Raw genomic sequence first — 13,658 nt, 5'->3', positions numbered from 1 at the left:
CGCCCCTTCAGGACAGGTAGTCCTCCAGCCCGCCGTCGCGCCGGGTGTCCAGGGTGACGCAGTGGAAGCCGCCGCCGAGCGCCCGGGAGTGCCGCAGCCGGTGCGGCAGGACGGTGATCCCGGCGTGCTCCAGCTGCTTGATCAGGCTCTCCTGGCCGGACTCGACGATCGCGGTGTCCGGGGAGACCATCAGCAGGTTCATGCTGATCCAGCTCTCGCTGAGCGCGTGCTCGGGCGTGTCCCCGGTGGGCTCGGCCGGCGGGCACCACAGGATGTCCCAGCCCTTCAGCGGCGCCGGGACGGTCTCCGGGCTGATCCGCTCGGGGTTGAGCAGCACCAGCCCCGGCCGCAGCAGCGCGATGGTGCTGTCGATGTGGGTGTACCCGTAGATGTCGCGCAGCGGGTGCAGCCGCAGGCCCCCGTCACCGAGCAGGCCGAGGGTGGACTCCAGCCACCGCAGGCCGAGTTCGTTGCCGCTGCGGGAGACCTGGTAGAACACGTCCCGGCCGAGCCGCAGCACGTTCGCCGCGTCGAAGACCGGCTCGGCCTCGCCCAGCAGCGGCAGCCCGTCCGCGTCGAACTCGAAGAGCTCGTCGCCCAGCCGCGGCCGGGGGGCGGCCACCCAGCGCGCGCCGCGGCGCAGGTAGTCCTGGAAGAGCCCGCGCAGGCCGAACACCTCGAAGTAGCGCTGCCGCATCGGGCTCGCCACCTCGATCAGCGTCTCGCCGGCCACCAGGGTGAGGTCCCGCGGGCAGTAGGAGTGGAAGCCGCCGTCGGCCTCCCAGAGCGGGGAGGCGAACCCGGCCGCGTGGTCGACCGCCTCGGGCCGGTGGACGGTGACGCCGAGGCCGCGCAGGGTGGCCACCAGCGCCTCCAGGTCCTCCTCGGTCTCCTCGACGACCTGCTGGGGGTAGGGGCCCGCCTCGATCGAGGCGAGGTCGGCGGCACTGGTCTTCGGGAAGCAGGACAGCCAGGAGGACGGCTCGGTCTGCTCGGGCAGCCGGGCGCCGGCGGCGGTCCCGACCACGATCTCCCGCAGTGTGGTGAATTCGTCCCAGCTGTGGACCGGACGGGCCGAATCGGACATGACTCTCCCTTGACACGGGTTTGGGGAAACGCGAAAAGGACGGCGGACGCGACGGCTCGGAACCGCGCGGCTTCGAACCGCGCCACAGGACGGCAGCGCCCGGTGGGCTCCGAAGGACCGCGGGCCGTCGGCGGAGCGGGGTCCCCCGGACATGCGGAAAACAGCGGCGGAAATCGGGACGGATTGATCGCCGGAGCGGCTCCGGCCGACCACGGCGTTACGGGAAATCACCGGCCGGGCAGCCGAATTCGCATTTCGGAGGGCCGGGATCGCCTGTCAAGCTACCCGGACGACCGACGGCGGCGCAAGGACCGTGATCGGCACCGAACGCGCCGCCGCGCCGGGCCTCCGGTCGGCCCGTCCGTTGTTCAACTCCCCCGTGCCGAGGCTGATCAACACCGGGGCGAGGGCCCGAAAGCCGACCCCGGGAGCCGACCCGGGCGAGGGCCGGCGGCCGGCCCGGACACGGTGCCCGTGGGACCGGCCGTCGCCTCTGGGCCCCGCGCTCCGGGGCTCACCACCGCCAGGCCCGGCGGATCCGGCTCCCGCCCGCCAGGGCCAGCAGCGCCCCGCCCGCCGCGGCGACCCCGGCCACCGCCAGGTTCTGGCGCTGCGCCCGGCGCCGGCCGGCGGCCTCCGCCCGGGCGGACGCCGCCAGGAAAGCCCGCTCGACCCCGGCCGCGGCCAGCTCGCCGGCCGCCACCCGCCGCTTGAGCTGCTCCAACCGGACACCCCGGCAGAGCAGTTCGGGGTCCTGGTCGGCGGCCTCCCAGCCCCGGGCGGCCGCCGAGAGCCTGCGCTGCTCGCCCAGCGCCTCGCGGCCCTCCGCCAGCCACCCGCGCAGCCGGGGCCAGGCCTGCGGCAGCGCGTGGTGGGACAGCTCGACGGTGTCCCGGTCCACCACCACGAGCCGGGCCCGGACCAGCCGTTCCATCACCTCGGGCACGCCGGGATCGTCGAACTCGGCCCGCCGGACCGGCTTGCGGGTGCCCTCGTCGCCCCCCGGCACCAGGTCTCCCCCCGATAAGAGCCCGCCGCCCGGCGTCAGCCCGTCGCCCAGCGCCGTCGCGCCGCCGGCCGCGTCCTCGCCGGCGCCGAGCAACTCCCCGCCGAGCCGCAGGAACACCGCCCGCGCCCGAGCCTGGCCGGCCGGGTCCAGCCCGTTGTACAGCGACTCCGCCGTCCGGGCCAGCGCGCCCTCGAAACCTCCGGTCGCCTGGAAGCCGGCCAGGGTGAGGGCGTTGCCGCTGCGCCGCCGCCAGGTCTCCAGCAGTGCCGTGGACACCAGCGGCAGCGCGCCCGGCTGCTGCGCGGCGGTCGAGATGAGGACGGCCAGCAGGGAACCCTCGACGGTACAGCCGGACCGCAGGGCCGGCTCGGTGATCGCCCGCCGCAGCTCGTCCGGCGCCGGACGCCCCACCGACAGCACCGCGTTCCGGCCGGCCTCGGCCAGCCCCGGGTGCTCGGCGAACAGCGGCCCGCACTGGTCCGAACGGAGCACCAGCACCACCCGGCACCGGGCCGGCGCCGCCACCGGCAGCCCCTCCGGCGCCTGCCTCGCCGCGCCCGCGGCGGTCGCCACCAGCGCGTCCAGGAAGCGCGCCCGCTCGGCGGCGTCCCGGCAGCGGGTGCGCAACTGCTCGCCCTGGTCCACCACCAGCACCGGGTCGCCGGCCGTCGGCCCCGAGGCGCCCCGCGCGCTCTCCCCGACTCGCTGCCCGAGCCGGGCGAGCGCGAGCGCGTACGCCTCCATCGGTCGTTCGCCGGGAGTCAGCAGCGCCACCGGGACACCGCCGTCGGCCGGGGGCCGGCCCGCTCCGCCCCCGGCCCCGGTTCTCCGCCCGGCGGCCGCGCCGGCGCCCGGAACCCCGCCGAGCCGGGCCAGCAGACCGGCTCTGACCAACGAGGACTTGCCCGCCCCGGACGGCCCGGAGAGGATCACCAGCCGCCGTTCGGCCAGCAGGGCGGCCAGCCGGTCCAGCAGCGCCTCGCGGCCGAAGAAGCGCTCGGCGTCGGCCGCCTCGAACGCGGCCGCACCCGGATAGGGGGCGCTGCCGGCGTCCTGGGAGCGCCGCCGGGCCGCGGTGTCGGCGGCCAGTTCGGCGGCGAGCAGCTGCCAGCGGTGCCGCCACTCCCGTACGTCCCCGCCGCAGGCCTGCACATAGGCGACGGTGACGGCCAGGCTGGGCAGCCGCCGGCCGCCCGCGGCCACCGACAGGCTGGCCGCCGAACAATGGGCCCGCAGGGCGAGTTGACGGTACGGCGGACTTCCGGCGCTCTCCCGCAGGGCCCGAAGATCGCCCGCGAAGCGCAGCAGCGGCCCGTCCCCGGGGTCCAACGGACTTTCCCGACGCGGCACTACGGCCCCCTTCTCCGTTGATGCGGTGTCCTGAAACCTTGAGTGCCCACGCGCCACACGCGCCGCGTGCGCCTCGTGTCCATCCCCCGGTTATTCATCATGCACAGCACCCGTTGGCGTCAAACAATGGTGCGCGCGGGTCGGTTGTTCCGAGTTGATGTTCAATGTCCAGCCGTACGGCGCCGAACAAAGCCGGTGGGATAGAACCGGACCCCGCAGCCTTCGGCGACTTCGGAGACATCCATGAAGTTCACGCGGTACTGCCGTTCCCTCCTGTCCACACCCGCGATGGCAGTGGAGCGGTACACCAAGAGCCATCAGTCCGGAGCCGACATCGCCATGGTCGATCTGGAGGATTCGGTCCCACCCGCCCGAAAGGAGGAGGCCCGTCGACTGGCCGAGGAGTTCTTCGCGCTCCCGTCCGCCAAGCTCGCGCGCAGCGCGGTGCGCATCAACACCCTGTCCGGACCGGACGGGCTGCGCGACCTGATCGCCATCGCCCGGTACCGCGTCAAACCGGACCTGGTGCTGATCCCGATGGCGGAGTCCCCCCGGGACATCGAGATCGCCGCCGGCGCGCTCGCCGCGGACTGCCCGGAGACGGAGTTCCTCGCGGTCGTGGAGACCCCGCTGGGCATCGAGCACGCGCCCGCCATCGCGGCCGCCGGACACCGGCTGCGCGGGCTGGTCTTCGGCTCGGCGGACTACGCCTTCGCGGTCGGCGCCCGGCTCTCCTGGGAGGCCCTGGCCCACGCCCGCGGCCGGGTGGTCAACAGCGCCCGCGCAGCGGGGGTGGAGGCGATGGACGCACCGTTCTTCGAGGTCTCCGACCTCGTCGGGCTGCGCCGGGAGGCCGGGCTCGCCCGGGACTTCGGGTTCAGCGGCAAGATCGCCGTCCATCCGCGCCAACTCGCGCTGATCAACGAGCTGTTCAGCCCGGGCGAGGAACTGCTGGAGCGCGCCCGCCGGGTGGTCGCGGCCGGTCTGGAGAACGGCCGCTCGGTGACCGTGGTGGACGGGGTGATGGTCGGCATGCCGTTCTTCGAGGCCTCGCAGCGTCTGATCGAGCAGTTCGACCCGCCCCGGCCCGACGGTTCGCACCACACGCAGCACCCCCACCGCGCAGAACACGCGCAACACGCGCAACACGTGCAGCACGCGCAACACGCGCAGTACCAACCGCAGGGCCACGAGCCCACCGACCCCCCGAACCACGCGACGGAGAAGTGACGATGACCGAAGAATCCATCCTCGGCCCGCGCCGGTACCGCAACGCCGAGGCCATGCTGGCGAGCGCCGACCCGGTCTGGCAGGCGGCCGCCGCCAACGGTCTGATCGGCATCACCGCGGACTCCGAGTCCAACAACCGGCTGATCGTCCGCGAGACCGGCCACGAGTTCGCCAACATGGTCTCCTGCTCGTACCTGGGCCTGAACAACCACCCCGCGGTCCTGGCCGGCGCGGTGGACGCGCTGACCGAGTCCCGCAGCACCTCGCTGGTCCTCTCCACCACCCGGATCCGGCACAACCTGCTGGTGCGGCTGGAGGAGGAGCTGGGCGAGCTGTTCGGCGCGAACATCCTCCCGGGGGCGTCCTGTACCACGCTCACCGCGGGCATCCTGCCGCTGATCGCCTCCGGCCACCTGGACGGCACCTGCCAGGGCGGCGGCGGCCCCCGGGTGATGGTCTTCGACCGCTTCTGCCACTTCTGCATGGCGTACATGAAGCCGGTCTGCGCGGACGAGTCGCTGGTGCTGACCTGCCCGCACAACGACCTGAACTACCTGGAGGACATCTGCCGCAAGTACCCGCGGGTCGCCTACGTCGCCGACGGCGCCTACTCGATGGGCGGCACCGCGGCCCTCGACGGACTGCTCGAACTCCAGGACCGCTACGGGCTGTTCCTCTACATCGACGACTCCCACTCGCTGTCCATCGCGGGCGAGCGCGGCGAGGGCTACGTCCGCTCCCGGCTGGAGATGAACCCGCTGACGGTGATCACCGCGAGCCTCGGCAAGGCCTTCGGCACCAGCGGCGGCGTCGCGATGCTCGGCAACCGGGAGCAGTTCGAGTTCCTGCACCGGCACGCCGGCCCGATCGGCTGGTCGCAGAACATCCCGCTGCCGATGGTCGGCGCCTCGCTGGCCAGCGCCGCCATCCACCGCTCCCCCGAACTGGCCGACCTCCAGGGAGCGCTGGCCCGCAACATCGAGCTCTTCGACGAGCTGCTGCCGACCACCTTCGCGGGCAACGGCCTGCCGGTGCGCCGGGTCGACGTCGGGGAGGCCGAGCGGGCGGTCAAGCTGTCCGCCCAGCTCTTCGAGCGCGGCTTCTACAGCTCCGCGGTGTTCTTCCCGATCGTGCCCAAGGGCGAGGCCGGGCTGCGGCTGATGCTGCGCGCCGACATGGACGAGCGGCTGATCCGCGAGTTCGCCGGCCACGTCAAGGAACTCACCGCCGACCTCTAGGACCTGGGAGCAACCGCGATGGACGCAACCGAACCGGCCGGCTACCGGCTGATCGGCGAGCGCCGCTACCGCGAGGTGGTCGGGCGCTACTACGAGGAGTTCGAGGTCGGCGAGGTGGTCGAGCACCGCCCCGGGCGGACCGTCACCGAGCTCGACAACGTGCTGATGAGCATGCTGAGCATGAACGACGCCCCGCTGCACATCGACGCCGCCTACAGCGCGCACACCCCCTGGGGGAAGCCGATCGTCTCCAGCCTGGTGACGCTCAGCATCGTCGGCGGGATGACCGCCCGCTCGACGAGCGGGCGCACCATCGCCAACCTGGGCTGGGAGAACATCCGGATGACCCACCCGGTGTTCGCCGGCGACACCCTCTACGCGGAGACGGAGACCCTCGCCAAGCGGCTCTCCGAGAGCCGCGCCGGGCAGGGGATCGTGCGCTGCCGCACCACCGGGACGAAGTCCACCGGCGAGGTCGTGGTGGTGTTCGAACGCAGCTTCCTCGTCCCGCTGCGCGGCCACGGCCTGGACGAGGTCGCCGGGTACTGACCCGGCGCCGGGCCCGACGGTCTCCACCGTCGGGCCCGGCGCGCGCGAGGGGAGGGCGGTCGGCCGGCCGCCCTCCCCTCGCGCGCTTCGTTCACGCCTCGCGGCGGACGTCCACCAGCACCTTGCCCATGGTCTGCCGCGCGGCCATCGCCCGGTGCGCGGCCGCCACCCCGGACAGCGGCACGGTCCGGTCGATCCGCGCCACCACCCGCCGCTCGGCGGCGAGCCGGAACAGGTGGTCGGCGATGCTCTCGAACAGCGCCCGGTCCGTGAGCACGTGCCTGAGCCAGAAGCCCTGCACCCCCGCCGAGCGCTCGGTCAGGTCGCCCATCGTGAAGCCGTCCTCCACGCCCTCCCGCGCCCCGACCGACACCAGCCGCCCGAAGGGTGCCAGTCCGGCCAGCCCGGCGCGCAGCACCCGGCCGCCGACCGAGTCCACGAACAGGTCCAGCCCGCCCGACTCCGCGAGCCGCTCGCCCAGGTCGGGATCCTCGGAGTCCAGCACGGCGTCGGCGCCCAGCGAGCGCAGGAACTCCCGCTTCTCCGGGGTGGAGGCCAGGGCGACCACCCGGCCCGCCCCCAGCTCCCTGGCCAGCTGCACCGCCAGGTGACCGACCCCGCCCGCGGCCGCGGACACCCCGACGGCGTCGCCCGGCCGAAGCCGCCCCGACAGGACCAGCGCGCCGTACGCCGTCGCCCCCTGCTCCAGCAGCGCGAGCGCCTGCTCGTCGTCCACGCCGTCCGGCACCTCCACCGTGTGCGCCGCCTCGGGGACGGCCGCCCCGGCGTACCCGCCGCCGGTGCGCAGCAGCGCGACGACCCTCCGGCCGTCCTCGCGGCGCCGCCCGACCGCGTCGACGCCGAGCACCAGCGGCAGCGGGAGCTGCAGGTACTCGCCGGCGCGGATCTCCAGGTCGGCGTAGTTGAGCCCGGCCAGGGTGACGTCCACCAGCACCTGGCCCGGCCCGGCCACCGGTTCCGGCACCGTCTCGATGCACAGCTCCTCCGGCCCGCCGTAGCGGTGGATCAGCGCGGCGCGCATCCCCTTCCCGTCCCGTTCCGCTTCCGCCTGGCCCACGGTCGTCTCCTCCACGGTCGTCTCGATCTCGGTCGTCTCGTTCACGGTCGTCTCGTTCACGGTCGCGTCGTCCACGCCCGCCCCGGGCCTCATCCGGCGAACAGCGCGAGCAGCGCGCTCTCCAGGGCGCGGACGGCCTCCGGGCTCTCGGCGACCACGCAGTACATCACCGAGCCGTCGGCCGGCCCGAAGTCGTTGCTGTACAGCACGCCGGTGCCGGTCCGCGGGTCGAAGGCCAGCCCGGCCGCGCCGAGCGCCGCCACGGCCTCGGCGAAGGACGGCACCTTGAGGCCGGCGAGCTCCAGCAGGTGGCGCGAGCCGCGGTGCTCCTCGCGCAGCAGGCGGGCGGCGAAGATGTCGTGCAGGTGGCTGGAGCCGGTGAGCCGGCCGTTGGTCTCGTGGAAGTAGATCTCGCCCCCGGGCGTCAGCACGGCGTCCGCGCTGACCGTGCCCCGGTAGCCGATCACCCGCAGCGACTCGCACAACCGGGCGCCCTGCTCGACGAGTTCGGCCAGGGCGCCCGCGTCCGGGGTGACCGGCGGGGTGATCTCGCCGACCACCACCGGCCGCATGACCATCTCACCGCAGCCGGCGAGCACCACGGCCGCGTCGTCGACGAGGAACTGGGCGTACAACGGCGCGCAGTCGGGGAAGTACCGCTCCACCACCACCCGTTGGCCGCGCCCGCCGGTCAGCCAGGTCCACCGCTCGGCCACGTACGCGGCCACCGCCGCCCGGTCCGGCAGCGGAACCACCCGCTCGGCGCCGACCGCCTCCACCTTCTCGTCCCGGGCGAGGATCTCGTTGCCCAGCCCGCCCGCCTGGTACTCGACCTTCAGCATCACGCTGTGCCCCTGCCCCAGCAGGTGCTCGACGGCGGCCTCGACCTCGGCCGGCGAGCCGGCCACCGTCCCGGGCGGGATCGGCACCCCGACGCCGGCGGCCAGCGCCCGGAACCCCGCCTTGCTGTTGACCAGGGCGTTGCCGCCCTGCGCGGCGAAGGGCAGGCCGGGCATCGCGTGCGCCAGGCCGAGCGCGGCCGCCAGCCCGGCCACCGCGCCGTTCGGCGAGACGGCCAGCACCTCGTCGACGGTGCGCCCGTCCAGGACGCGGCGCAGCTCCGCGAGGAAGGCCGGGTCGACCAGGCGGTCGGTGGTGAGCGCCTGGTCGCCGTGGACGCCCGGCGGCGGCACCACGAAGGTCAGGCTGTCGGCCCGCACCCCGGTCAGCCCGGCGACGTACGCCAGGTACTCCGGGTCGGGGCCCCAGGGCAGCACCAGGACGTCGCCGTCCTCGGCCCACCAGAGCATCCGCTGTGCCCCGCACCCGGCGAACAGCTGCTCCAGCGGCGTCGCCCCGGTGAGGTCCCCGACCATCTCCTCGGTGCGGTTGTTCGCGATGCAGAGCGTCGTCATCTGGTGAACTCTCCCGGTGTCCGGCGCTGTCGCGGCCCACGGTCCTGGTCCCGCGCACGACACGGGTGTGGCGTGCGCTACTGGTGTAGCGCACCGGGGTTGTTCTGGTTCGGTCCTCGGTCATTGAACAAAACGCCGAACAACCGGCGGCCGGTCCGCCGCTGGGCGGACCGGCCGTTCCGGCTGTGGCGCCCTGCGGGGCGCGGGCGTCAGTCCAGGGTGCCGAGCGGGATGTCGAGGTAGGACTCGGCACCCCGGGGCGAGGTGAACTCGATGCTGGTGGGGGTGGAGTTGGCGTCGGCGAAGAACTGGTCGTGGGTGCCGATGACCAGCTGGAGCACGCGGCCCTTGGCCAGGGCGTAGTGGGCGGGCTGCAGCGGGAAGGACACGGTGGTGGCCTGCCCGGCCTGCTCGTTGGTGAGGGTGTACGGGGCGTGGGTGATGATGCGGGCCTGGCCGGTGGCAGGGTCGCAGTCCAGCAGGTAGGCCACGATCGTGGCGTCCGTCGCCCGGGGCTTCACCGTCACCCGAAGCTGCACGTCTCCCTGGACGCGCATGGGCTGCTCCAGCGGCGCGGTGGTCCAGATCGCGGCGAGCTCGCGGTCGACCTCGGCGGTCCCGTAGACGTGGGGCCGGCCCAGGCGCTCGGCCAGGCCGGTCTGGACCAGCTTCGGGGCGACGACGACCTCGGTGTCCCGCCCGGTGGCCCTGACGGAGCGGGCCCAGCCCGACTGCGGCTGCCCCTCGGCCAGCCGCGCCTCGCTGTGGCCCGCGGCCGCGGCGGCGAGGTGGAACCGCCTGCGGGGCAGGGCGTAGCTCTCCCAGTCCTCGTGGCGGAGTTCGGACAGCAGGTTGTGCATGTACTCGGAGCGGATGCCGAACTGGGGCGCCGCTCCGTCGCCCGCGTTGCCGCCGAGGTGGTGGTCCATCCAGCGGTAGGCCATCTCGGTGGGCTTGGAGACGAGGCCGAACAGGCCGGGGAGTTCGCCGTTGCCGTGGTCGCCGATCTGGACGAGCAGTGACTTGGGGCTCGTCAGGTTGCTGAAGAGGTCGACGACGGCGGGCACCGAGAAGATCGTCTCGTGCCAGGCGGTGGTCAGCAGGATCGGCGTGTTGGCATTGTTGTACGCGTCCAGGTGCGTCCGGGGCGAACGCACCGCCGCGAACTCCCTGACCTCGTCGTCGACGACGTTGTTGCGGATCTTCTCGATGACGCCGCGGAACTCCTTCGAGCAGCGGTCCTCGCCGAAGAGCTGCACGAGCGCCTCGAAGGCCTTCAGGTGGCGGGTGCCGTTCTCGTACAGCGAGGCGAACAGGTCGCCCCAGGCGCTGGTGCCGGCCACGGCCTTGACCCGCGGGTCCTGCGCGGCCACCAGCAGGCTGGTTCCGGCGCCGTAGGAGGAGCCGAAGAACCCGATCCGGTCCGGGTCGACTCCGTCGATCTGGACCAGCGCGTTGATGATCTCGGTCCCGTCGGCCACGTCCTGCGGACCGGCGACGTGGATCTCGCCGCCGGACTCGGCCAGACCGCGCTGGCTGTAGGCCAGGACGGCGTAGCCGCCGAGGGCCCAGCGCGGGAACATGCCGAGGTAGGCCTTCCGGCCGATCCCGATCAGCGGCGCGGGCATGACGACCGCGGGACAGGTCTGTCCGGGCGCGAGGTTGCGCGGGATGCTCAGCGCCGCGTCGATCATCGTCCCGTCCGCCATGGCGATCGAGAGCTCGCGGTACTCGGCGATCTCCGCGTAGGTCTCGTACTCGTCGGCCAGGCCCCACTGGTCGAGGCGGCCGATCCGGCGCGGCGAGGGGTCCAGTACCGCTTCGCGGATCGCTTCCAGCCTGGAGAGGTCCTCGGCGCTGAGCGCGAACGGGGTCTCCGGGGTTCCTTCGATGGACATGGCTGTGCCCGCCTTTCGCGGCAGTGCTTCTGACTGGGTGTCAGAGACATGCTCACCTCACCGCGATCATCCCGGGGGAATACCTCCCACCGATCACTCGAACGAGTGATCGGCATCGCCTCCGGGCCGGTTGGGGCGCCCTCCTGAAGTACAGGACCCCGGGCGACTCGCACCTCCCGCCCGTCCCCGGGGAGCCGACCCTCGACCTGTCGGCTCCCCTGGGCGATCCACGCGCCGGGGCACAGGCGGTTCACCGCGGACGTTCCGTGCCCGACGCGCCGTGGCGGGATCCCGCGTCAGCCCTTCTCGCCGTCGGCCCAGGTGATGTCCATCTGGTCGATGAAGTAACGGCCGTCGAAGCAGAGGAAGACCTTGTACGAGGTGTCGTTGTCCGCGATCCAGGTCTTGTTCCACTGCACGACGGTGCCGGCGCCGTCGCGCTTGGGGAAGTAGAGGCCCTCACGGCGCTCCGGCCGGTTGTAGAAACCGTGCCCGTTGGGCAGCCGGTACGGCGTCCGGAAGATGGCGTCGCTGCCGCCGATGCGGTCGAAGAGCGCGGCGGGGAAGTTGGTACGGGCGACGAGCTTCGGCGGGACGTAGTGGACGTCGACCTCGGCGGAGTCCACGTAGCGGGCGGGTTCCCCCTTCAGCCGGTGGAAGGCCCTGCGCGCGGCGCCCGCCGTGTCGTAGCTGTCCGTGAAGGTCACGAGACTTCCCTCCCGACCCTCCTTGTACCAGTCGCCCTGGGAGTACTGGTCGAAGTCGAAGGTCTCGATGCGCGTGCCCGGGGTGAGGAGCTCGCCGGGGACCTCCCGGAAGCTGGTCTCGTCGAAGATCTGCTCGATGGTCCGCACGTGCTTCTCGAAGCGGCGGGCCTGCACCCGGACCCGTCCCGTTCCCACCGGGAGGTCGGTGACCTTCGGCGCCGGAGCGGGCGCGGGCTCCGGCGCCGGGACGGGCGCGGGCGCCCAGGCGGTGCAGGACAGGTCCTGGGCGCCCGCGCCCTTCTCCAGCACCAGCGGTCCGCCCGGCCGCTCGGCGGCCGGGTCGGCCAGACCGAGGAGGCAGTTGGAGGAGTCGTGGAGGGCCATCAGCCGGCCGGTGTCGCGCTGGACGTAGGCCCGCCACGCCTGCCGCCAGTACGAGGAATCGCTGCCGGTGTCGGAGAACTTGGGCCGCAGGGTGACCGCGGCGCCCCGGCTCGACTCCTCGGCGGTCAGGTACAGGCCGGTGGCGACGTGCCGGATCCGGTGGTTGAGCACCCGGAACCGCTCGGCCACCCACTGCTCGCCCTCACCGCCGGTCTCGGGCGCGAGCACCACGGGGGTGCCCTCCGGGCTTCCCGCCGCGGCGCCCGCCACCAGGCCGGGAATGCGGTGCAGGCGGAGCGCGAACACTTCGGTGGGCCAGTCGACCAACATGGCGAAAACCTTCTCGTCAAAGAAACATGACAGGACGTCACATCATGATCACCCACTCGGGTGCGGTCGCGCCAGGCGCCTCCCGGCCTGCCCGACCGTGCGTCCCGGGGCCGGCTCCGCCGCTCCCCGGCCGGGCCGGCAGAGCGGCGCACCGTCCTCGTGGGTACCGTGGACGTGCTGGTCGACCGACCCGCCCGGCTCACCCGACCCGTCCGGCCCGGCCGACCCGGCCCGATCCGACCATCGCGGTTCCGTCCGCAGAAGGGGGAACGAACTCCCATGACCACCACCGTCGCCGCCTACGCCGCACCGGGCCCCAAGGCCCCGCTGGAACGCACCACCATCGAGCGCCGTGCGGTCGGCGAGCACGACCTGCTGATCGACATCGCCTTCGTCGGCATCTGCCACTCCGACATCCACCAGGCCCGCGAGGGCTGGGGCGAGGCGGTCTTCCCCATGGTGCCCGGGCACGAGATCGCGGGCGTCGTCACCGGGGCCGGCCCCGGCGTCACCAGGTTCCGGGTCGGCGACCGGGTCGGCGTCGGCTGCATGGTCGACTCCTGCCGCACCTGCGACAACTGCCGGGCCGGCCTGGAGCAGTACTGCGACGACGGCCCGGTGTGGACGTACAACGCCGTCGGCAAGGACGGCCGGCCCACGTACGGCGGCTACGCGAAGAACGTGGTCGTCGACGAGAACTACGTGGTGCGCATCCCGGACGCGCTGCCGCTGGACAAGGCCGCCCCGCTGCTGTGCGCGGGCATCACCACCTACTCCCCGCTGCGGCACTGGAACGCCGGGCCCGGCACGCGGGTCGCCGTCGTCGGCCTCGGCGGGCTCGGCCACATGGGCGTGCAGATCGCCCACGCGCTCGGGGCCGAGGTCACCGTGCTGTCCCAGTCCCTGCGCAAGAAGGACGACGGCCTGCGGCTGGGCGCCGACCACTACCACGCGACCAGTGACCCGGCGACCTTCCAGGAGCTCGCGGGCACCTTCGACCTCGTCCTCAACACCGTCTCCGCCCCGCTCGACTTCGCCGCCTACTTCTCCCTGCTGCGCACCGACGGGGCCATGGTCAACGTCGGCCTGCCGGAGGAGCCCGTGGAGGTCGACCTCCGGCGGCTGGCCGGCAAGCGCCGCAGCATGAGCTCCTCGGGCATCGGCGGGATCGCCGAGACCCAGGAGATGCTGGACTTCTGCGCCGAGCACGGCGTGGCGGCCGAGATCGAGCTGATCGGCGCCGACCGGATCAACGACGCCTACGAGCGCGTCCTCGCCAGCGACGTCCGCTACCGCTTCGTCATCGACACCGCCACCATCTGACGACCGGCCGGGCCGGGCCGCACCGGGCCCGCGCCGCGCCGGGCCGAACACTTCGGAGGA

At 73.3% G+C, this 13,658-nt stretch carries 10 protein-coding genes; 4 read left to right on the top strand and 6 right to left on the bottom strand.

The genetic code is table 11. The features are described 5' to 3' along the window. Positions 1-7: 7 nt before the first annotated feature. Both ACGFSC_RS04460 and ACGFSC_RS04455 read right to left on the bottom strand, forming a co-directional pair. Complete coding sequence (locus ACGFSC_RS04460; protein ID WP_359914686.1) at positions 8-1,087, bottom strand: inosamine-phosphate amidinotransferase 1; 1,080 nt, start codon at positions 1,085-1,087, stop codon at positions 8-10. A gap of 514 nt (positions 1,088-1,601) precedes the next feature. After that, positions 1,602-3,425: a hypothetical protein gene (locus tag ACGFSC_RS04455; protein WP_359914683.1), complete on the bottom strand. Its 1,824-nt coding sequence runs from the start codon at positions 3,423-3,425 to the stop codon at positions 1,602-1,604. A gap of 264 nt (positions 3,426-3,689) precedes the next feature. On the opposite strand from ACGFSC_RS04455, the gene ACGFSC_RS04450 reads away from it, so the two are divergent. Genes ACGFSC_RS04450 through ACGFSC_RS04440 form a run of 3 tightly spaced genes read left to right on the top strand, consistent with a single transcriptional unit; the run spans position 3,690 to position 6,463 of the window. After that, on the top strand, positions 3,690-4,676 hold the full coding sequence (locus ACGFSC_RS04450) for an aldolase/citrate lyase family protein (protein ID WP_359914680.1): 987 nt from the start codon (positions 3,690-3,692) through the stop codon (positions 4,674-4,676). Positions 4,677-4,678: 2 nt separating this feature from the next. After that, positions 4,679-5,914 (top strand): aminotransferase class I/II-fold pyridoxal phosphate-dependent enzyme, encoded by a 1,236-nt coding sequence (locus ACGFSC_RS04445; RefSeq protein ID WP_359914677.1) that lies wholly within the window; start codon positions 4,679-4,681, stop codon positions 5,912-5,914. An 18-nt stretch (positions 5,915-5,932) separates the two neighbouring features. Continuing rightward, a complete protein-coding gene (locus ACGFSC_RS04440; protein WP_359914674.1) occupies positions 5,933-6,463 on the top strand; it encodes a MaoC family dehydratase in 531 nt (176 codons plus the stop codon). 91 nt (positions 6,464-6,554) lie between these two features. Here ACGFSC_RS04440 and ACGFSC_RS04435 read toward each other — a convergent pair whose 3' ends face one another. The 4 genes from ACGFSC_RS04435 to ACGFSC_RS04420 form a co-directional block, all read right to left on the bottom strand. Beyond that, positions 6,555-7,586 (bottom strand): zinc-binding dehydrogenase, encoded by a 1,032-nt coding sequence (locus ACGFSC_RS04435; RefSeq protein ID WP_359906769.1) that lies wholly within the window; start codon positions 7,584-7,586, stop codon positions 6,555-6,557. 44 nt (positions 7,587-7,630) lie between these two features. Beyond that, the gene (locus tag ACGFSC_RS04430) at positions 7,631-8,956 is read right to left on the bottom strand and encodes a peptide ligase PGM1-related protein (protein WP_359906772.1); all 1,326 of its coding nucleotides are present in this window, start codon (positions 8,954-8,956) and stop codon (positions 7,631-7,633) included. A 209-nt stretch (positions 8,957-9,165) separates the two neighbouring features. Then, on the bottom strand, positions 9,166-10,854 hold the full coding sequence (locus ACGFSC_RS04425) for a CocE/NonD family hydrolase (protein ID WP_359906774.1): 1,689 nt from the start codon (positions 10,852-10,854) through the stop codon (positions 9,166-9,168). Positions 10,855-11,150: 296 nt separating this feature from the next. Beyond that, complete coding sequence (locus tag ACGFSC_RS04420; protein WP_359906777.1) at positions 11,151-12,275, bottom strand: RICIN domain-containing protein; 1,125 nt, start codon at positions 12,273-12,275, stop codon at positions 11,151-11,153. Positions 12,276-12,554: 279 nt separating this feature from the next. Between ACGFSC_RS04420 and ACGFSC_RS04415 the strand changes: the two genes are divergently transcribed. Continuing rightward, a complete protein-coding gene (locus ACGFSC_RS04415) occupies positions 12,555-13,598 on the top strand; it encodes an NAD(P)-dependent alcohol dehydrogenase (RefSeq protein ID WP_359906780.1) in 1,044 nt (347 codons plus the stop codon). Positions 13,599-13,658 lie beyond the last annotated feature (60 nt).

The organism is Kitasatospora sp. NPDC048715 (assembly GCF_043198905.1).
In the GTDB taxonomy this organism is placed as follows: Bacteria; Actinomycetota; Actinomycetes; order Streptomycetales; family Streptomycetaceae; genus Kitasatospora; species Kitasatospora lactacystinica.
The sequence above is the reverse complement of the archived record's forward strand: the minus strand, read 5'-3'. Positions and strand labels throughout refer to the sequence as shown.

Excerpts from the sequence above, each read along its gene's own strand:
- ACGFSC_RS04445 (WP_359914677.1), top strand. The coding sequence starts at position 4,679 with ATGACCGAAGAATCCATCCTCGGCCCGCGCCGGTACCGCAACGCCGAG.
- ACGFSC_RS04440 (WP_359914674.1), top strand. The coding sequence starts at position 5,933 with ATGGACGCAACCGAACCGGCCGGCTACCGGCTGATCGGCGAGCGCCGC.
- ACGFSC_RS04460 (WP_359914686.1), bottom strand. The coding sequence starts at position 1,087 with ATGTCCGATTCGGCCCGTCCGGTCCACAGCTGGGACGAATTCACCACA.
- ACGFSC_RS04415 (WP_359906780.1), top strand. The coding sequence starts at position 12,555 with ATGACCACCACCGTCGCCGCCTACGCCGCACCGGGCCCCAAGGCCCCG.
- ACGFSC_RS04425 (WP_359906774.1), bottom strand. The coding sequence starts at position 10,854 with ATGTCCATCGAAGGAACCCCGGAGACCCCGTTCGCGCTCAGCGCCGAG.
- ACGFSC_RS04420 (WP_359906777.1), bottom strand. The coding sequence starts at position 12,275 with ATGTTGGTCGACTGGCCCACCGAAGTGTTCGCGCTCCGCCTGCACCGC.
- ACGFSC_RS04430 (WP_359906772.1), bottom strand. The coding sequence starts at position 8,956 with ATGACGACGCTCTGCATCGCGAACAACCGCACCGAGGAGATGGTCGGG.
- ACGFSC_RS04450 (WP_359914680.1), top strand. The coding sequence starts at position 3,690 with ATGAAGTTCACGCGGTACTGCCGTTCCCTCCTGTCCACACCCGCGATG.